The sequence below is a fragment of the uncultured Amphritea sp. genome (assembly GCF_937127095.1).
Classification (GTDB): domain Bacteria; phylum Pseudomonadota; class Gammaproteobacteria; order Pseudomonadales; family Balneatricaceae; genus Amphritea.
In genome coordinates this window covers 263,366-284,369 of the sequence record NZ_CAKZLP010000054.1, presented here as the reverse complement: position 1 = coordinate 284,369, position 21,004 = coordinate 263,366, and the positions used below count along the sequence as shown (strand labels likewise).

General features: G+C 51.6%; 13 protein-coding genes. 11 read left to right on the top strand and 2 right to left on the bottom strand.

The features are described 5' to 3' along the window. Positions 1-96: 96 nt before the first annotated feature. From Q0499_RS12970 to Q0499_RS12945, 6 genes are all read left to right on the top strand, one after another. Positions 97-1,020: a catechol 2,3-dioxygenase gene (locus Q0499_RS12970; RefSeq protein WP_299200043.1), complete on the top strand. Its 924-nt coding sequence runs from the start codon at positions 97-99 to the stop codon at positions 1,018-1,020. Positions 1,021-1,138: 118 nt separating this feature from the next. Beyond that, on the top strand, positions 1,139-2,068 hold the full coding sequence (locus Q0499_RS12965) for a flavin reductase (RefSeq protein WP_299200041.1): 930 nt from the start codon (positions 1,139-1,141) through the stop codon (positions 2,066-2,068). Positions 2,069-2,142: 74 nt separating this feature from the next. Then, on the top strand, positions 2,143-3,360 hold the full coding sequence (locus Q0499_RS12960) for a multidrug effflux MFS transporter (protein ID WP_299200039.1): 1,218 nt from the start codon (positions 2,143-2,145) through the stop codon (positions 3,358-3,360). 21 nt (positions 3,361-3,381) lie between these two features. Beyond that, a complete protein-coding gene (locus Q0499_RS12955; protein WP_299200037.1) occupies positions 3,382-3,759 on the top strand; it encodes a group II truncated hemoglobin in 378 nt (125 codons plus the stop codon). 283 nt (positions 3,760-4,042) lie between these two features. Beyond that, positions 4,043-5,371: a hypothetical protein gene (locus tag Q0499_RS12950; protein WP_299200035.1), complete on the top strand. Its 1,329-nt coding sequence runs from the start codon at positions 4,043-4,045 to the stop codon at positions 5,369-5,371. An 80-nt stretch (positions 5,372-5,451) separates the two neighbouring features. Then, a complete protein-coding gene (locus Q0499_RS12945; protein ID WP_299200032.1) occupies positions 5,452-6,861 on the top strand; it encodes an aldehyde dehydrogenase family protein in 1,410 nt (469 codons plus the stop codon). 288 nt (positions 6,862-7,149) lie between these two features. On the opposite strand, the gene Q0499_RS12940 is transcribed toward Q0499_RS12945, so the two are convergent. Both Q0499_RS12940 and Q0499_RS12935 read right to left on the bottom strand, forming a co-directional pair. Beyond that, positions 7,150-13,536 (bottom strand): AAA family ATPase, encoded by a 6,387-nt coding sequence (locus Q0499_RS12940; protein ID WP_299200029.1) that lies wholly within the window; start codon positions 13,534-13,536, stop codon positions 7,150-7,152. A 3-nt stretch (positions 13,537-13,539) separates the two neighbouring features. After that, the gene (locus tag Q0499_RS12935) at positions 13,540-14,262 is read right to left on the bottom strand and encodes a response regulator (RefSeq protein WP_299200026.1); all 723 of its coding nucleotides are present in this window, start codon (positions 14,260-14,262) and stop codon (positions 13,540-13,542) included. Positions 14,263-14,606: 344 nt separating this feature from the next. Here Q0499_RS12935 and peaA point away from each other — a divergent pair, with 344 nt between their 5' ends. From peaA to Q0499_RS12910, 5 genes are all read left to right on the top strand, one after another. Further along, the gene (peaA, locus tag Q0499_RS12930; RefSeq protein WP_299200024.1) at positions 14,607-16,202 is read left to right on the top strand and encodes a quinohemoprotein amine dehydrogenase subunit alpha; all 1,596 of its coding nucleotides are present in this window, start codon (positions 14,607-14,609) and stop codon (positions 16,200-16,202) included. Positions 16,203-16,258: 56 nt separating this feature from the next. Then, positions 16,259-17,692 carry a quinohemoprotein amine dehydrogenase maturation protein gene (peaB, locus tag Q0499_RS12925; RefSeq protein ID WP_299200022.1) on the top strand — a complete coding sequence of 478 codons (1,434 nt, stop codon included), beginning with the start codon at positions 16,259-16,261 and terminating at the stop codon, positions 17,690-17,692. Continuing rightward, positions 17,693-18,019: a quinohemoprotein amine dehydrogenase subunit gamma gene (gene qhpC, locus Q0499_RS12920; protein WP_299200018.1), complete on the top strand. Its 327-nt coding sequence runs from the start codon at positions 17,693-17,695 to the stop codon at positions 18,017-18,019. A gap of 11 nt (positions 18,020-18,030) precedes the next feature. Beyond that, entirely contained in the window at positions 18,031-19,170 is a 1,140-nt protein-coding gene (gene peaD / locus Q0499_RS12915; protein WP_299200016.1) for a quinohemoprotein amine dehydrogenase subunit beta, read from the top strand. Positions 19,171-19,272: 102 nt separating this feature from the next. Continuing rightward, entirely contained in the window at positions 19,273-21,003 is a 1,731-nt protein-coding gene (locus Q0499_RS12910) for an ABC transporter ATP-binding protein (protein WP_299200014.1), read from the top strand. Position 21,004: the final 1 nt, after the last annotated feature.

Here is a 21,004-nt window from a genome sequence, read left to right as displayed (position 1 = left end):
TAAAAACAGTGTCGTCAATAATCAAGCTGATTAAAGCATCTGATCAAAACAGTTCTATAAAGCCGCTTACTAAAACAAAAATAAGAGGATTAATAAATGAAAAAGGGTGTGATGCGTCCGGGTCATGTGCAGATCCGGGTTTTGGATATTGAAGAAGCCGTGCTCCACTATCGGGATCTGCTGGGACTGATTGAGATGGGCCGCGATGATCAGGGGCGTGCCTACCTGAAAGGCTGGACCGAAGTGGATAAGTTCTCCGTGGTATTGCGTGAAGCCGACCAGCCGGGGATGGATTTCATGGGCTTTAAAGTGCTCAACAACAGCACTTTAGAGCAGCTGGAACGTGATCTGGTGGCGTACGGTTGTGCAGTGGAGCATATCGCAGCAGGCGAACTGGATGGCTGTGGCCGTCGTATCCGGTTCCAGGCGCCGACCGGGCACAGTTTTGAGCTCTATGCTGATAAAGAGCAAACCGGAAAATGGGGCATATCAAATACCAATCCTGAAGCCTGGCCCCGGAATCTAAAGGGGATGAAAGCTACCCGTTTTGATCACTGTTTGCTCTACGGACCTAACGTTGAAGCAACCTATGATCTGTTCAGGGATGTATTGGGATTCGATCTGGCTGAAGAGGTGGTTGATCCGGAAGGCAATCGTGTTGCGGCGTTCCTGACGGCCAGCATGAAAGCCCATGATATAGCGTTTATTGATTGCCCGGAGCCGGGTAAATTCCACCACGCATCGTTCTTCCTGGAGACCTGGGAATCGGTGTTGCGTGCTGCGGATCTGATCTCCATGACCAATACCTCTATCGATATCGGTCCTACCCGTCACGGTTTGACTCATGGTCAGACAATTTACTTCTTCGACCCATCGGGGAATCGTAATGAAGTGTTTTGTGGCGGTGATTATCACTACCCTGATCATCAGCCCGTTACCTGGAAAGCTGAAGATCTGGGTAAAGCTATTTTCTATCATGATCGGGTGCTTAATGAGCGTTTCCTGAGTGTTCTTACCTGATCTGTTTGTATCTGTACTTCCACCTGGATCTGATATCAGGTGGACTTTAATTGGCGCATAGCTGTTTGTGGTTTCGTTTTTACTACCCACAGTTAGATAAGTACAAAAGGTGGTTAATATGAGTATACAAAACCTGGATGTGCGTGATTTTCGCCGCGCACTTTCGCAATTTCCGACCGGTGTTACGGTTATCACAACGAATGATGAGCAGGGCCGGCCGGTAGGGGTGACCGCCAGCAGCTTTAACTCTGTTTCGGTTGAGCCACCTTTGATTTTGTGGAGTATTGATAAGGGCGCCCATAGTTTAGCGGCCTTTGAAAACTCGCAGCACTTTGCGGTGAATGTGCTGAGTCGAGATCAGGTTGATCTGTCTAACCGTTTTGCCAGCCGTGGCGAAGATAAGTTTAAAGATGTTATTTATCACAAAGGTGTGGGTAACAGCCCGCTGTTGAACGACTACTCGGCGCAGTTTGAATGCAAAACCTGGGCAGTGTATGAAGGTGGTGATCACCTTATTCTGGTGGGTGAAGTGCTGGGTTACCGCTATAACGACAGCAATCTGCCATTAGTATTTGCCCGCGGCAGTTACTCTGTTTCCAGCCAGCATCCTTCTACCGTTAAATATGATGCAAAGGACGAGTCGGGTGAGTTTATCTCTGACTATCTGCTGTATATGTTGCGTGAATCCTATAATCGCTTCAGTTCAGATCTTTATCCGAAGTTACAGGCGGAAGGGGGCGTCAATCCGGAAGAATGGCGCATACTCGCGATGCTTCGTGATCAGGGTGTAATGAAAACGGAAGACCTTGCCCCGTTAGTGATGCAGCCAGCAGTGGCGCTGATGCAGACTGTCGAGTGGATGCAGGACCGTGGACTGGTTGAGTTGGTTGACGGTTCACTGAAATTGTTACCTGAGGGTATCTCTCTGGCAAACAGATTGCTGGACCTGGCCAAGCAACATGAGGCAGAAGTGCTCACAGCACTGTCGGAGGAGCAGTCCAGCCAATTGAAAAATGGCTTACGAGCGATTATGGAAAGCCGTTCTTAAATACGGTTTTGAACATAAAAGGGACAGAGTCGCGGGTTTGTTTTGAAACCCTTTTTGTCGATTGAGTATGCGCAATGAAAGATATAAAGATGAGCCGTGTGTCGGGTGAGTTTATTGCCTTAATGGCGCTACTGATGTGCATGGTGGCGCTCTCAATAGACGCGGTTCTGCCTGCACTGGATCCGATGGCGGCAGATCTGAATGTCAGCGACAGCAATGATATTCAGCTGGTAATAGCTATCGTTTATGCGGGTATGGCGGTTGGACAATTAATCTATGGATTTCTGGCCGATGCCAAAGGGCGAAAAACCGCTATCTATCTGGGTATCGCGACATTTGTGCTCGGTAGCCTGGTGGCATTATGGTCTCAGAGTCTGGAGATGATGCTACTCGGTCGTTTTATGCAGGGGTTGGGGGCTGCAGGGCCGAGAACCATCACCCTGGCGATTATCCGGGATCAGTATAAAGGCAATGAGATGGCCCGGGTGTTGTCGCTGGTGATGACCGTGTTTATCATCTCGCCGGTAATCGCCCCGCTGATTGGTCAGGGAATACTCTGGCTGTTCGGCTGGCGACAGATCTTTATTTTCCTGCTGGGGTTAGCAACCGTTGCCTGGCTGTGGTTCTGGTTAAGGCAGCCGGAGACATTAGCTGTTGCAGACAGAACGCCGTTTTCAGTAAAAAAGACCCTGAGAAACCTGAGGGGGATGGTGAACGAACGGTCTGCGGTCTGTTACGTTATCGCACTTGGGTTTATCTTTGGCGCATTTATTGGTTTTCTCAACTCCGTTCAGCCTGTTTTGCAAGGCATCTATCAGATGGGCGCGGCCTTTCCGGTATTATTTGCCAGCCTGACTATCAGCATTGCAGGCGCTTCATATCTGAATTCACGCTTAGTCATGCGCTTTGGTACCCGACGACTTGCTTTAATCGCTGCGCTGGCGGTGGCGGGCCTGTCGTTTGTGATGTATTTTCTTTCATCAATGTTGCAGGGCGTTCCGCCTCTTTGGGGGTTGATGGTCTATCTCGGCGTAACATTGTTTTTTGTGGGTTTACAGTTTGGTAACTTAAATGCCATGGCGATGGAACCGTTCGGCCATATTGCAGGCACCGCATCGGCAGTCATTGGCAATGTCTCTACGCTGCTGGCTGTTGTGTCAGGCACCCTGGTCGGGCAGCTGCTTGATGGCACTGTGTTACCTTTAATAGCGGGTTTTGGTGTGTTGGCAAGTGGCTCTGCTTTGTTTATTCACCGAGCGAATGTAATGCAAAGCCAGAATCGTGTTATTTAGTTAAGTCAGAGGATATTGTTCATGTCTACTCCATACGAGCTACTGGGCGGTGAGGTCGGTGTCAGGTCTCTGGCGAACGAGTTTTACCAGGTGATGGCGCAGCGCGCCGATGCCAGTACGATTCGCGCCATGCATGCTAAAGATACCTCGGCGGTGGCAGAGAAGTTGTTCATGTTTCTATCCGGATGGATGGGCGGTCCGGATCTCTACTTTGAAAAACATGGCACGGTCTGTCTCTCAGGTCAGCACGCAAAGTTTGCGATTGGCAGTAACGAACGGGACCAGTGGTTACGCTGTATGGATCAGGCACTGGTTAATCTGAACGCGTCAGATGAGCTGATTGAGATGTTGAAAGACCCGGTGTTCAATCTGGCCGAGATGATGCGTAACGCTGAATAACGGGTTGCTGTTATTCCTTATTAGATCGGGCTTTCTCACACCTCGAAAGCCCATAGTCTCCTCTTGTTATATTTCGTTACATCTTCATACAACATTACACATTTTCACGAAATCTGGTTTACACCCTGACGTTACTCTGTTTCCTGTGCTCAGTCTGTCCTGACCTGTATAGAGTTCTCCCCTTCGAATTCTGACAGATTAATCGGCAGTCACTGCAAGGCAGCGGAGATACTCCGCTGCCTGACGATTATAAAAGTATCGCGTGTTCGCGGAGGAAATATCGATGAAGAAATCAAATGGCCATAACCTGTCCGGTTACCTGCTATCTGCTGCAGTCGCTGCGGCAACTGCAGCCATGGCTATGCCGGTACAGGCTTACAACCTCTACTCACAAGACGGGACTGAGGTGAATCTGGATGTAGAAGCTGCTTTCGGTATGTTCAGCAGTGATGAAACTTACGGTAATAGCGCATCCGAACCGGGCTGGCAGGAAGGCTATATTAAGTATGGTTTCAGCGGTTCACGTGATCTGAGCAGTGGTGCAGCCCTGTTTGGCGCCGCGAATGCTGTGTCTTCAGGCACCTGGGGTGATGGTGATGCAGCCGGTTTAACCACCGGAGACGAGAACAAGACCAAAATTGAAGACCTCTACATTGGTTTTCGGACGGGTATGTTTGAACTTTCTGTCGGGCGGCAAAATCTGAGTATTGGCGATGGCTTCATTCTTAACGGTGACTCTTTGAATCTGGGTAAAGGTCTTGAAGGGATTGATCCGGCGTTTGAACCCGATCGCGGCGGTGCATACTGGCTGGCAGCCCGTAAAGCATTTGATAAGACCGTGGTTGCCCGTATTGGCGGTGATGACGGGCTGCGTTCAGATATTTTCTGGATCGAGTCCGATAACGCCGGACAAGCCAGTGTAGAACTTGCAGGTGCTAACCTGGAGTATGTGACTGAAACAGGCACCTTTGGTGCGATGTACATTAAAGGCCTGGGTGTGGATGCCGGCGAAGCCGCATTTATGGGGTTGGGAGGGCGCGATGGACAGAAAACCATGAGCGTTCGCTATCAGGGTAATGCGGGTGTTGAAAACCTGTTCCTCTCTTATGAATATGTAACTCAGGAAGACGGTGTTAGCGGCAATGATACCAACGCCTGGTATGCTGAAGCGGGCTGGACATTTGCCGATGTTGCCTGGGCACCGAGCGTTAACTATCGTTTCACGAGTTATGATGATGGTTATGATCCGTTGTTCTTCGGCTTTAGCCGTGGCTACGGCACCTGGTTCCAGGGAGAAGTGGCGGCTAACTACGCCGGACCTTTCGGTACCGGTGCTGATATTCACTATCTGGGGGTAACGGCGCACCCCACTGAGATGCTGTCAGTAGGTGTCGCTTACTTCGACTTTGAAGACAAAAATGGTGTGGATACAGCTGCACAGAATTTTGATGTTTCGGGTAATGAGTTGAATATCTGGGCTGAGTGGGTGGCTATGGACCATCTGATTATCAGCCCGGTACTGGGTTTCTACACTCCGGATAATGCCAACAGCTCGCAGGGTAACGATAACACTAATACCTACGCGCAGGTCATTGCCATTGTGCCGTTCTGATTGCACAGACAACATAATATAACTATAAAAAACAGGGCCTCGCAAGAAGCCCTGTATCTCTCCAACAAAGGAATATGAGTATGAAAGAGTATTCACTGATGATTAATGGTCAGAAGACCGCGCCTCAGGGTGGTTTTTTTGACGTTCTGAACCCGGCGACCGAAACAGTGGTTGCTCTCTGTCCTCAGGCGAGTATTGAACAGCTGGATGAAGCGGTCAGTGCGGCACAGGGATGTTACGAGAGCTGGCAGTATTCCAGCGATGCGGAGCGCAAAAAATTACTCCATGATATCGCTGATCGTATTGAAGCCAATGCGGTTGAACTGGCGCAGATTATTGTTGAGGAACAGGGTAAACCGCTGTTTCTGGCGCAGATGGAAGTGGGCGGAGCCGTCGCCTGGACCCATGCGACCGCCGAGCTGGAGATGCCGGTGGATATTCTCGAAGACAGTGATACCAAACGGGTTGAGGTACACCGTAAGTCCCTTGGCGTCGTCGGCTCTATCACGCCGTGGAACTGGCCGTTAATGATTGCTGTTTGGCATATCATGCCGGCGATCCGTTCCGGTAATACAGTGGTCTCTAAGCCCTCCGGCCTGACGCCACTGAATACCATTCGTCTGGTGGAGATTATTAATGAAGTTGCGCCTCCCGGGCTGGTAAACGTTGTTACCGGTGAAAGTGGTATTGGCAGCGGTATGACCAAACATCCGGGCATTCGCAAAATTGTCTTTACCGGTTCTACCCCAACGGGTCAAACAATCATGCGTGGGGCCGCCGATAACCTTAAACGCCTGACCCTGGAACTGGGTGGAAATGATGCCGGTATCGTGCTGCCGGATGCTGATCCTGCAGTGGTTGCAGAGGGTATTTTCCAGACAGCATTCCTCAATATGGGGCAAACCTGTGCCGCGTTGAAGCGTCTCTATGTGCATGACTCTATCTATGAAGAACTGTGTGAAAAGCTGGCGGACGTTGCTGCAAAACAGGTGATGGGTAATGGTCTGGATGAGGGTGTCACCTTTGGCCCGATCCAGAATCGCGATCAGCTGAATCTGGTCAGCGAACTGGTGGAAGATGCCCGTGCCAACGGTGCCCGAATTATCTGTGGTGGCTCTCGGATGGACGGTGCCGGGTACTTTTATCCACCCACTCTGGTTGCTGATGTAACTGACGGCTGTCGTCTGGTAGATGAAGAACAGTTTGGTCCGGTATTGCCAATTATCCGTTACACCGATGTGGAAGATGCGATCAAACGCGCCAATGCCTCCGATGTGGGGCTGGGTGGGTCTGTCTGGTCGTCTGATATTGCAAAAGCGACGCAGATTGCCGGACGTCTGGAATGTGGTACTGCCTGGGTCAATGGCCATGCAGAACTGCTGCCCTATGCGCCTTTCGGTGGCTGTAAGATGTCAGGCTTCGGTGTCGAGTTTGGTCAGGAAGGGTTGATGGAATACACCTCTGCGCAGGTTATTAATATCAATAAATAACCGCCGATGCTGAGTGCTCAGCAGTGGATCTGTAAAGAATAGGATCTGTTAAAAATAGGACAGGAAGCAGCGCGGTTAAGTGGAAGCGGCTGCTTTCTGTTATCTCTGTTCATGCCTGTTTTGCCTCTGCTTATCAGGTTTTTTAGCCGCACGTTTTTATTTAAATAGTATGCCTTGATCGCCCTGCCGGGAGCGTTTCCCGGTGCTTTCGTTTTCTGCTACTTTTTTCCTGGTTGTAAACGGCAGCTTTGCCCCTCTGATGAGGGGTTTTTTTATGTTCGTCTGCATCTACCCTGTGGTTACACTCTGCTGGCTAAACTGGCGTAGCGCCTCAAGGCCGTTAGTCACCAGACTCTCCAGTTGGTAACAGGTGGTGGGGGTGATTACCTCTTCTTCCATCTCTATCGCTTTACTTTGCACCGCCAGTGAATGCAGACCAAAATTTGCAGCGGCTCCCGTCAGCTGATGGGCGCAATCGCGCATCGTCTTAAGATCCTGATTTTCGTATGCCTGCTGCATCTTCTCAGTTAGTTGGCGGCATTGCTGTTCAAGCTGATCAAGCAAGCGGATAAATTTATCCCGGCCTAACATGCTGCAATGCTGATTAACCAGGTGTTCATCAAGAGTTGTCACAGCCGTCCCTTTAGTCATAGCCGTCTCTGAAGGGTTAAGCTCTGCTTGAGTATGCTCAGCAGGTTCATTTTTAAGCGCTGACGGATGTCGACTCAGCAGCCGTTGCAGTTCGGTATACTGCAAGGGTTTGCCAATTACCGCGTCGATACCCGCAGAGTGATAGTTATTGATTTCCGCTTCAGTAATACTGGCGGTCAGCGCGATTACCCGTATATTGGCCTTGTCAGGCGTCTGATGTTGGCGGATTCTGCGGGTGGTTTCCATGCCATCCATATCCGGCAGGTGGATATCCATCAGTACCAGGTCATAATCATGCTGATCATGTTTCTGCAGGGCGGTATAGCCGTTTGCGGCGATCTCGACCCGGTGGCCGTCACTTTCCAGCAACCCTTTCGCCACCTGCTGATTGATGGTTGTATCCTCGACCAGCAAAATATGCAGCGCTGCCTGAGTCGGGATTGCAGGCGGACTGAGTATGTTGGTTTCCTGTTCTGTCGTGGCTAACGCATAGGGGATAGTGAACCAGAACTGACTACCCTGTTCCGCGATGCTGCTGAAACCGATCTCGCCCTGTTGCAGCTCCACCATTTTCTTGCTGATGGCAAGCCCCAGACCGGTGCCACCGTAACGGCGGGTGATGGAGGAGTCTGCCTGGGAAAAGTGCTGAAAGATCCGCTGGTGCGACTCTTCAGGAATACCGATACCACTATCTTCAACACTGAAATGGATCTCTGTTGTTTGTTCAGCCAGACGGGCATTGACCGATATTTTAATATAACCCTGCTGGGTAAACTTAATGGCATTGGCACAGAGGTTCATCAATACTTGTCCCAGGCTTCGCCGGTCACCGAAAACCCTGTCGGGCAGTGAATCGCTGATATCCAGCTCAAGTGACAGGTGTTTTTCCAGTGCCATTGGCCGCAGCATCAACTCCAGTTCATTGAGCACCTGTCTGACAGAGAAGGGGGCTCTGTCCAGCTCGACCTGGCCCGCTTCTGCCTTGGTGAAATCCAGGACATCATTGAGAATCGATAACAGCGTCTGGCCGGACTGATAGATCGCGTTGACCTGCTCTTGCTGATCATGACGCAAATGGCCTTTATTGAGCAGCTGAGCCATGCCGAGAATACCGTTCATTGGCGTTCTGATCTCATGGCTGATGGTTGCCAGGAATTCAGATTTTGCCTGGCTGGCGGCTTCTGACTTCTGCAGATTCAGTTGCGCTTGCTCCTTCGCTTTACGTTCGGTGATATTGCTCAGGGATCCCTCGTAGTAGACTACGTCACCCTGGTCATCCAGCTCCCGGCGTGCAGAGATGGAAACATTCACCGGGGTGCCATCGCGGCGCAGCCACTCGGTTTCGAAACCGAGCACCCGGTTATCGGCAGACAACTGATTAAGGAAGTGGTGCAGATCGGCGCTGTTGGCAAAGCACTGACTGCCAATATCGGTGATGGTGCGCAGAAACTCCTGCGGGTTGGAATAGCCTAACAGTTCAGCCAGCGCCGGGTTAGCAGAGATAAAGTGGCCCTGCGCGCTGGCCCTGAAAATGGCTTCAACGGTGTTTTCAAACAGTGAACGAAACTCTTGCTCTGATTGTTCCAGGCTGGAGTAGAGCTTGGCATTTTCGATGGAGATGGCCGCCTGGGCCGAGAGTATTTGCAGGGTTTCCATGCGTGATGGATCAAATACATTGCGGCTTTCGTTATTTTCCAGATAGAGCAGGGCGGTCAGTTCTCCGTGGTAGAGGATCGGCATGCACAGCAACGAGCGGGGTTTATGCGCACGGATATAGCTATCCTGCATAAACATCTCGTGACTGTGAGCATCACTGAGTACGACAATCTCCTTGGTGCGGGCCGCGTAGTGAACAATACTGACCGGCAATGTGGTGCTCTCATCCAGGGTGAGACTCTTGAAAAACCGGGGGGGCTGGTCCAGCTCCGTTTCTGCTTCGATATAGTATTCGTCCCGCTCTTTAAGGATGAGAATCGCCCGTTGCGCTCCGGCACTTTCCAGCGCCAGCGCCATCAACCTGCCGAGCAGTTTCTCCAGTACGATCTCGTCGGAAATCGCCTGGGAGGAGCGGATAACAGAGATCGTATCCAGTTGCTGATTGGAAAAGGTTTCCCCATCATCAGCGCTGGCCAGCGCCTTGTTTTTTTCGTTGCTGCTGATACTGCGACTGGCGAATAACTCAGGATAGCGGTTTTGTAACTGCTGTAGCTTTGGCTTGACCTGCAGCCGAAGATATCCATTCCAGGCATCGTTGAGATAGGTGTGGGCAATATTCTGTTTATCCCACTCCATATAGCAGCGGCCTGCCATCTCTGTGGCAAGTATGGCGATCAGATAAAAATGGTTACTCTGAGCAGTGTTGATAGCCGTATCATAATGGTCCATCGCTTTATGGTACTGGCGAGTCACCCGATACAGCTCTGCTTGCAGTAATGCAGCAAAATGCTGATGGTTTTCAGGACAGTGACGGGCCAGACGTTTGGCTCTGCGAAGCGCACTGCGTATATGTTTCAGCTTATGGGGCTGCTGCAGAATGCTGATATCAGAGAGCAGAGCAAGCTTCGACAGGGCGGTCATATATTCAAAGCAGGGGGATGAATAGGTGCCGACGATATGTGGCAGATAGGGTGCGCCAGTTTCGCAATGCCAGTTAGCTTGTTGATAGTCTTCAAAAATAAAGCAGAGTAGTGAGCAGTAGTGGTGATAGGTTGCGATCGCCGTGCGATGGTCTTCACTGTGGTGTTCATCCAGCATTGTCTGATTGAAAAAGCGACCAAACAGCTGGGTCGGATCTGAATTTTTTCCCAGCAGATTATCAATGGCCTGCAAGGCCTGGAGTGAGTACTGGATCGATGGTTTTTGCCCATATTGCAGCAATGATGTGGTGTAGTTTTCGAGTATCGGCTGTAACTCTGCGAAATTCTCTGCCTGGGTAAACGCATATTGTATCCAGGCTGCCAGACTGTAGCTGCCCCACTCTATATCGCCGCAGTTGAGCGCCTGTTGATGTCCCTCCATCAGTGAACTCAGTGAGTTCTGCAGCGGCTCTTTCCAGTGGCGTACGTAAGAGTCAAACAGGGACATGGTGCGATGATGCAGCAATCGGTCTGGCTGTCGCTGGTCGAGCTCTATCGCGATGCTGCCTAATTGATAGCCCTGCTCAATCGCGAAATACTTGCCACAGAGGATGCCGCCATAACCGGCAAAGGCCATCGGAGAGTGCGCTGTAATCCCCCGGGTGAGGGTGAGTTCAACCTCTTTGGCCATCACCAGCGGACGCAGGGCCGAGCTGGAAAATTTTACCGCCCCGAACATGCTCGCCAGTATCGACAGGGCTGCCAGATCATGAGGGTCCTGCATGGGGGGGGCATTGATAATCTGCTCTCGGGTACGACGGCGAAGCAACCACTGGGTCTTTAACGTGCCTTGCCAGATATGCCGTTTGCTGGGTTTTGATGGCAGCTCTACGCCGAGTAATTTGAGCACCTGTAATGCGACTTTCATCGCCTGGTCGAACTGGTTTCTGGCGATATGAGACTGGATTCTTATCTCAAAGACTTTGACCCGATCGAGCACACTTTCGCTGTGCTTGATGACCCGGTCGATCAGCGTGTTCATCTGCTCGTACTGGGCGCGGATATAGGCGGCTTCGGCACCACTCTTATAGAGGGTTAAGGTCAGCTCGTAATGCTGTTTCCAGCTGTTATCCGGTAGTAGTTCAATGCCTGTCTGAAAATACTCCTGGGCGGCATCAAACGCGGCTGAATCGAGCGCCTGAATACCCGACTGGCAGTTGAGTGATGCCAGCTCGGTGAGCTCAGCGGTAGACTCGATCAGACTGCGGCCACTGTTCAGATGGTTGGTTATTTCAAATACCGGCCCGCTGTTTTGATCAGGAAAGCGCTGTTGCAGTAGTCGACCAATCTGCAGGTGCAATTGCTGTCGTTGATTTTCAGGAATCAGGGAGTAGGCAGCCTGTTGAATCCGGTCATGGACAAAGCGGTATCGGTGACGTTCGAATCGCAGTCCTGAGCTGCTTGAGTAATTAATGTCCAGTGGGATAAGCAGCCCTTCACGCATGGCATCCAGCAGATTCTCAGTAGTGCCTGTGTCACTCTGTTCTAAGACGATCGCGAGGGTGTTGAGATCAAAAGGGCTGCCGATACAGGCGGCCATCTGCAGGGCTTTCTGACTTTGGTGAGACAGTTTTTGTATCTTGCTGACCATCAGGTCGATGACGTTATCGCTCATCTCCCGGGACTGGATTTTTTGTTCATCCCAGCGCCAGCGGTTGTTATGAAAGCGGATCAGCCCCTCATCATGCAGTGAGTAGAGAAACTGTATCAGGAAAAACGGGTTGCCCTGGGTCTTCTCCAGGCAGATCTGGGCCAACTCGGTGCAGTGCTGTGGTTCTGTTCTCAGGGTGTCTGCAATCAATCTGATAATCTGAGATTTGTTGAGCGGTTCAAGCAGAATCTCACTGATGTTACAGCTGCCCTGTCTTATTTTACTGATCGCCAGGGTCATTGGGTGAGTAGGGCCAACCTCCTGGTCCCGGTAACTACCGACAATCAGAAGGTTTGACATATCACCCTCTTCACACAAGGAGGTGATCAGGCTGAATGACGCCAGATCTCCCCAGTGCAGATCGTCGAGAAACAGTAACAACGGGGTTTCTGCGGTGGCAAAGACACTGAGCAGTGATTTCACTAATCGGGAGAAGCGGTTCTGTTCTTCCAGAATAGAGACGCGGGGCATATTTTTTTGTGGACCGATAATCAGTTCCAGTTCCGGAACCAGACGTATCAGGGCATGCGCATTCTGACCCAGAGCAGTGAGAATCTGATCCCGGTAGACTGTAATCTCCTGTTCGTTCTCGGTTAATAGCTGCCTGATCAGGCCCTGCAGGGCGATAAAAATACCTGAATAGGGGCGGGTTCGACGGAACTGGTCAAACTTACCGCTGATAAACCGTCCGTTCTGTTCATGGATATAGTGGCGCAGTTCGTGAACCAGACTCGACTTGCCCACACCAGCGTAACCGGTAATCATAATCAGCTGCTGGCGACGCAGGTTGGCCTGGTCGAAGCTGTTGCGCAGCTTCTGAATGGTCGCTGCACGGCCATAAAGACGCTGGGGGATGGAGAAGTGTTCCGAAATGTCTTCCAGAGCCAGATTAAACGACGGAATACTCTGTTGTTGTCGCCAGAATGCCAGGCACTTCTTTAAATCCTGAGAGATACCGAAATTCGACTGATACCGTTCTGATGCATCTTTTGCCATCAGTTTCAGTACAATCCTGCTGAGCATCTCCGGCAGGTTCGGTTTAACTTTGTGAGGTGCCTGCGGGTGTTTGGCAATGTGGCTGTGGATCAGTTGCAGACGATCTTTACCGGTAAAGGGTGGGCGTCCACAGAGTATTTCATACAGGGTGACACCCAGGCTGTAAAAGTCACTGCGAAAATCGATATGCCGGTTGATCCGTCCGGTTTGTTCCGGCGCCATATAGCGAAGGTCGTCAACGGAGAGTTGTTGTGAGTTCCAGCTGGCCTGTTCACGGGTCAGTCGGGTGGCAATGGAAAAATCGATCAGCTGAACCTCACCGGTCTCCGGTAACCAGAGAATATTATCCGGAGATAGTTTTTTATGTATCACCCGCGCGCTGTGAAGGCGTCCCAGCAAGTCGCTCAGCGCGATTGCCATGGGTAGTATCTGCTCCCAGGAATACTGTTTTTTGTGCATCATCTGCCGCAGCGAGGTACCCCCCAGGTCCGGGAATATCAGCGTTGACTGGTTGTTAATGCTGGTCAGCGCTGAGGGCGCAACCAACCCCTTAACCTGCAGGCCACTGAGCAGTTCATACTCATGCTCGAAACGATTGATATCTTCCGGCGTGGTTGCGTTTTTGTTGAGCTGTTTGATGATCACCGGTTGCAGATCGCTGTCCCTGAGGGCGCGGCTCACCGTACAGTGTTTGCCCCGGTGAATAATCGTTTGGACCTTAAAGCCGGGAAAGTGATACATAGATCAGCCAATCTCCCCGGCAAACATATAGCCAGCGCCATGGGCGGTGAGTATAAAGTGGGGATCAAGCGGGTTGTCGTTAAGTTTACGTCGCAGGCGTCCGATAAGTACATCGACAGAGCGGTCATTGGGGGTCCATTCCCGGTCATGAATGGCATCCATCAACTGGTCCCTGCTGAGCACCTGACCCCGACGGCTGATGAGTGCGTTTAATAGCTTGAACTCGCCTTCCGGCAGACGTTCAGCGCCAGCTTCCGGACTTTCCAGTAAGCGTTTACTGCAATCCAGTGTCCAGCCTTCAAACCGGATCAGGTGTTTTTCCCCGGTCTCCGGTTTACCTGGCTGATCGGTAACCCGCCAGATCAGGTTCTTGGCTCGCACCAGAAGTTCGCGGGGGGTAAAGGGTTTGGTGACATAGTCATCGGCGCCCAGCTCAAGTCCGACAATACGATCAATCTCATCGCCTTTGCTGGTCACCAGTATGATGCCGACTTTTGAATGGGCTCTGAGCTCGCGCGTGAGCGTGAGTCCGTCTTTTCCGGGCAGATTGATATCCAGCAGCACCAGATCGATTCTCTCATCGAGTACACGCTTTACCAGACTTTCGCCATGGTCGGTTTCACTCACCCGATAACCCTCGCTTTCAAAGTAACTGACCAGCAGAGAGCGGGATGCAAAATCATCTTCTACGATCAGGATATGTGACGCTTCAGTGGGCGGTGTCATGGTTAGCAACTATTATCTTTTATTATGGTTTTATGAAACAGATGCTCAGAGTCTAGCAAGCTGCAGGGTTTGATAACAGTATTCCTTAATCTGCCGTTAAATGGTTGATAAAGTGTAGAAACTCTTTATCTGACAAAGAGTTATATCAGTACTTAGGTTGTCGCGTTACATTTTGTTACATTAGTTAACAACTTAGCACAAATTCACGGAAATTCATTTACACCCGGCGGTTAGGTTAGTTGGAGTTGGGAGACCGGCGAACTAAAAAAACGATGAGGGCCTGCATCTGTTCCGGCATTCCGCAACAGATGCTGCAAAGAAAATTCTTACAGGAGTGATTGGCCTTGAACAATAATAAATCCAAGCATGCGCTACTTAGTGTGAGTGCACTGGCACTGATGGGGACTATGCTGACCCCGGCGGCGTCCTGGGCGAAGGATGGTGAGACGGTGATTCAGGAGAATTGTCTGAGTTGTCATACCCGCACCGGCAACCCGGAAACGCCATTTTCGAGAATCAGTGAACAGCGTAAAACGCCGGAAGGCTGGCAGATGACGTTGCAGCGAATGCAACACTGGAACGGTCTTGCTCTTTCGCCTGAAGACACGCAGGCAGTGATCAAGTACCTTTCTGATACTCAGGGCCTTGCACCGTCTGAAACCGCTCCGTTCCGCTATGTGCTGGAACAGCAGCCAAACGTTGTGGAAGACGCTGATCCGGCTTATGCAGAGATGTGTGCCCGGTGTCACTCTAATGCCCGGTTTGGCCTGCAGCGCCGCACAGAAAACGAGTGGAAAGAACTGGTTAATACCCATATGGCGATCCATCCGACTACCGAGCTGCACGCTCTGGCACGGGATCGCCGCTGGTACGATATCGCCCTGAATGAAACGGCGCCTAAACTGGCGACGGATTACGCCTTTAATGATGCGGCCTGGAAACAGTGGCAGAAAATGGCCAAGCCGGCACTGGAAGGCAGCTGGTCTGTTGCTGGCTTTTTGCCGGGTAAAGGCGACTATAGCGCTATTCTCAAAGCCGTGAAAACCTCCGCAGATAAGTATTCCGTCACCATGAGCGGTCATTATAGCGACGGTTCGGAACTGCACGGCAGTGGTAGCGCCAATGTCTTTTCCGGTTATGAGTGGCGTGCGGGTCTGACGGTTGATGGTGTCAGCATGCGCCAGGTTCTGGCGGCCTCTGCTGATGGCTCCTCTCTGACTGGACGTATGTATCAGAGTGCCCATGATGAGATCGGTGGTGAACTGAAAGCAGTCAGCGGTAATGCCATTGTTGGCCTGTCACCGGCTGCGCTTAAACAGGGTGAAACCTCTCAGGTGACCATTTTTGGCGGCTACCTGAAAGGCAACGTCAATCTGGGGCCTGGTGTCAAAGTCGTAAAAGTCCTGTCCCGTGATGCGGACCGGGTTGTGGTAGAAGCAAAAGCGTCTGCTGCAGCGACAGTCGGAATGCGTGATGTCGCAGTGGGTGCAACCAAAGCTAAAGCGCAACTGGCTGTCTATGACAAGGTTGCCGCCGTGCAGGTATTTCCGCCTCAGTCGATGGCTCGTATCGGCGGTAACGGTGGCAAGATTCCAAAAATGCAATCGACCTATCGGGCAGTGGCATTCAGTGCCGGTGCAGATGGTCAGCCCGGAACTGACGATGATATGCGTTTGGGGTATATGCCAGCGTCCTGGTCACTGAAACCTCAGAATGAAGTGGCTGCTGAGGATCGGGATGTTGAGTTTGCCGGAACCATCGATAGCCAGGGTATCTTTACTCCCGGTGATACGGGTCTGAACCCACAGCGCAAGATGTCTACTAATAACGTCGGCATGTTGAAAGTCGTGGCGTCAGTCAGAGACGGTGATAACACCGTTGAGGGTGAATCAGACCTGCTGGTGGCTGTACCGAGCTATATCAAACGCGCCATTCAGTAACACTGATAACAACCGCCAACATCTGTTGTAGCGAATAACAAGAAGAGAGACTGAAAATGGGATCTTTAACTCTGGTAAAACCCAACCTGCATCTGGTTGATGTAGCGGAACGCAGGATGTTGTTCCATGTGCCGACCAGCAGCCTGTTTGAGCTGGATGCCCTGGGCCGTGAGCTGATCGAACTGTTCTCATCAGAAGCGGAGGTGTCTGCGTTGCAGATTCGTGACCGCTTTGATGGCCGGTTCAGCGCCGGTGATGTGGTGGATACTCTGGAAGAGTTAAAGACGCTGAAGATCATTGCTGAAGCGGGCACCTGGGCGCAGATCAATAATGAGCCTAAACCGGTGAAGCAGTTTCCGCTGACCACCATCGTGCTGAACACCAATACCGGTTGTAATCTCAGCTGTACTTACTGCTACAAAGAGGATCTGACCACCCCGTCAAAGGGTGACAAGATGAGCTTTGATACCGCAGTGCAGTCGGTTGAGATGATGCTGAAAGAGTCTCCGGACCAGCGTCAGTACAACGTGGTGTTCTTTGGTGGCGAGCCGCTCACCAATATGCCGCTGATCCGTAATGTGGTGGCCTACTGTGAAGAGCGTTTTGCCACTATGGAAGCGGAGGTGAGTTTCACCATGACCACCAACGCGACCATGCTTAACGAAGAGCTGGTGGACTGGTTTAACGAGCACCGTTTTGGCCTGACTATCTCGATGGATGGGCCCAAGGCGATGCACGATAAAAACCGGATTACCGTGGGTGGCCAGGGCACTTATGATGTGGTTAAGCAGAAGGCGCAGATGCTGCTTTCCCGTTATACCGCACGGCCGATCGGTTGCCGGGTCACCCTGACCCGGGGCATCACCGATGTGGAAGCGATCTTCGACCATCTTTATCACGATCTTGGCTTTTCCGAAGTCGGATTTGGCCCGGTCACCTCCGGTGATATTACCTCGTTTAACCTCACTGCCGACGAGATGGTGGAGGTGTTTGCGGGGATGAAGCGTCTGGGACGAAAGTATCTCGAGGCGGCACTGGAAGGTAAAAACCTGGGTTACGGCAATATGCATATGCTGATGACCGACATCCATGAGGGCAATAAGAAACAACTGCCCTGTGGTGCCGGTGTGGGCTTGCTGGCGGTGGATACCAAAGGCGGCATCAACCTGTGCCACCGGTTTACCGGGTCGGATCAGCCGTTGTTCGGCGATGTTAGCGAGGGACTGGATAAACCCGCACTGGCTGAGTTTATCGAAACCCGTCTGGACCGCAGCGATACCGGTTGCGAAACCTGCCGTATCCGCAACATCTGTTCCGGCGGTTGTTATCACGAAAGTTACGCAAAATACGGTGATGCGACCGTACCCTCCTACCATTATTGTGACCTGTTACGCGACTGGGTCGATTTCGGAGTCGAGGCGTACACCCGCATCATGATAGAGAATCCGGGCTTTTTCGAAGCCCATGTCTCTCCTAGAAGGAGTGCTTAAATGAAACATCTGAAGTCGTTTAATAAAAAAGCGAAAATGCTTGATCAGACTACCTCCCCTGATCAGGTGGAAGAGGTCGTGGCGATGCAGACGATAGTTGGCTGTACCTCCACTAATGATCCGGGCTGGGAAGTGGATCCTTTCGGTGGCCTCGGCTCACTGTGCCAGCCGATGGAATCTGACCTCTATGGTTGTGCCGATGCCTGCTGGTGGCCGGCCCAGGTGCCAGACACCATGAGTAACTATCCTGACTGGTCTCAGGATGTATCCAAGGCCAACGAAGACTGGCGCAAGCTGGATGGCATTTTCCCGGAAGAGCAGAAGTAACGGAGGCGCAGATGAAACTTACCCTTAAAATAAAAGCGGCAGCGCTGATTGGCGCTGTGAGTACGGTAGCGCTGATGTCCGGTTGCTCAATGAACCCTTCAGCATCGCTCAATGGTATGAAAGGCGATGGCCACGAGTATCTGTTGACGGTGACTCGTCCGAATCAGCTTCATGTCATTGATACGGAAACCAAACAGGTTATTCGCAGCTGTGATGTCCCTGGAGTTTTTGGCCAGGGTACCGTTGAACCCTCACCGGATGGTCGGATCGCCTACGTCGGCACCAATAAATGGGAAGACGTTGCCGGATTCGATATTACCAACTGTGAGATGGTCTTCTTTGCCAAACAGTCGGATAACAATGTCACGGTAAAAAGCTTTGTTTCTCTGGCGGTCAGCCGGGATGGCAAGGAGCTGTACACCATACAGAACCCAACCCGTAAACTGACTGACCGGTATGAAGTGATGCAGCCTCAGCTGGCGGTTTACGACACCAGTGCCGGACTTGATGCCAAGCCGATCAGAACCTTTCCGGTAGACCGGCAGATTACTAAAATCATGGCGATGGATACCGGTGAAGTTATTCTGGGTGGTAATGACCTGCAGGCGATCAATCCGCAAAACGGTGAGATTCGTATGCTGAGTAAGCTGCAGCACTGGGACAGACCTGGCGATAAGTGGGTTCAACCCGATGCCTTTGCGATGCATTCCTTGGGAGAGCATGTTGATGAGTTCATCATGCCGTACTTCACCATTAAGTGGAATGGCGATCCGGGTGATATGGAGAAGGCTGAATTCTGGTGGGGAATGAGCCGGGTTGATCTTAAAACCGGCGAAGTTGAACAAACCGAAACCGTGCCTTTTGAGTTTATCGTCTTCAACTTCATCACGGATCCGGCAGATAGTAATATTCTCTACGGAGCATTTAATACCCTGTCTAAACACGATATTCGTGAGCAGAAAACCCTGGCAGTGCACAATATGGATCATACCTATTACAACCTGAATATGACCCAAGACCGCACTATCTATGTGGGTGGTACCTCCAGTGATATTTCGATCCATGATCCGGAAACCCTGGAAAAAATTGGTTCCATCCAGTTACCCGGTGACATGTCGACTTCTGCTATGCGAATCGCTTATCTGAAGTAGGTCGGGACTAACACTTCGATGTCCAGAATGTTAATCTGGTGAGTAAAGGCTGTCCTGCGACAGCCTTTTTTGTATCTGCCAAGAATAAGAGATGACACACGCATGATCAGATGGCTAAGTGCAGCAATTGATGGCCAGGACCGGGGCCGGTTAGAAGAAGCGTTTCGCTGGCTCTACACCTTTGTCAGGCCACAATCGAGAGCGATTATTGGCCTGATGCTGCTGTCGGTATTTGCCTCAGCGCTGGTGTTGTTACAGCCCTGGCTGACCAAACTGCTGATCGATGAGGGCTTGCTGGCGAAAGATTACGGCATGTTGGTGACCATGTCGGTAGCGATGATTCTGGTTGGGATTATCAGCACAGGACTATCCGGTATTAATCGCTATCTGCATACTCAGCTGTCGGGCAAGATCCTGTTCTCCCTGCGAGAACATCTGTATGAGCATCTGCAAACCCTGTCACCGAAGTTTTTTGGTGGCCGCCGTATAGGCGATATTCTCTCCCGGCTGGATGGTGATGTATCACAGATTCAGCGCTTTGCCGTGGATAGTATGTTTTCCGCCCTGAGCAGTGTGCTGGGGCTGGTGGGTGCATTGGTACTCCTGGTCACTCTCTCATGGAAACTGTCGTTGCTGGTATTAGTGCTGATTCCGCTGGAAATTCTCTGGTTGCGCTGGATGCGGCGTAAAGTGGAACGTCAGACACGGATCATTCGTGAGCGCTCTGCTGATCTGAGTTCGTTTCTGGTAGAAACCCTGCCCGCCATGAAGTTTATCCAGGCGGTGTCGCAGGAGAAACGGGAATCCCGCAAGCTTCATAGCCTTAGCGATAACTATCTGACCGATCTGCTGAAACTGCAGGTGACTGAATTTTTTACCCAGGCGATTCCAGGCACACTGACCTCGCTAACCCGCGCCACGGCTTTTCTGATAGGTGGCTATTGGGTAATACAGGGACAGTGGCAACTGGGTTCGCTGATCGCATTTTCTACCTATTTAGGCATGGCCACCGGACCGGTACAGAGCCTCTTAGGCTTATACGTGGCGATCCAGCGGATGTCGGTCAGTCTCGATCGGGTGATGGATCTGCGCCGGGCCGAACCGGACATTTCCACGCCTGAACAACCGGCTTCTCTGACAGATAATATGCGCGGTGAAATTAGCTTTGACCGGGTCAGTTTTAGTTACGAGGGCCGTAATGAGCCGATTCTGAACCATGCTTCAGCGTTGTTTCCAGCCGGTGCCAGCATCGCTCTGATCGGAGCCTCCGGGGTGGGTAAATCTACGGTGATCGATCTGCTGATGCGCTATTACGACCCGGAGCAGGGCCGTATTCTGATTGATGGCATCAACCTGAAGCAGCTACCGCCGATGGCGCTGCGCAAACGGGTGGCGCTGGTGAGCCAGGATATCACTCTGTTCAGGGGCTCTCTGATGGAAAATATCCGTTATGCCGCACCCGAAGCCAGCGATGCTGAGGTTATTGCTGCGTGCCAACAGTCACAGCTGACTGAGCTGATCAGCTCTCTGCCGCTGGGGCTGGAAACGCCACTGGGGGAGCGGGGCAGTCAGCTGTCCGGTGGTCAGAAACAGCGGGTAGCGATCGCCCGGGCGATTCTGCAACAACCGGCCATCCTGATACTGGATGAAGCGACCTCGGCGGTGGATGAAGCCACCGAAACCGAAGTGATCGCCAATGTAAACCGGATATTTTCCGGTAAGACCCGCATCCTGATCAGCCACCGGGCCTCAACCCTCAGCGGGGTTGATCTGCGTATTGAGTTAAACCGTGGCCAGTTAGTGGCTGAAAAAAGTCTGCCGGAGGTGGGTTGAG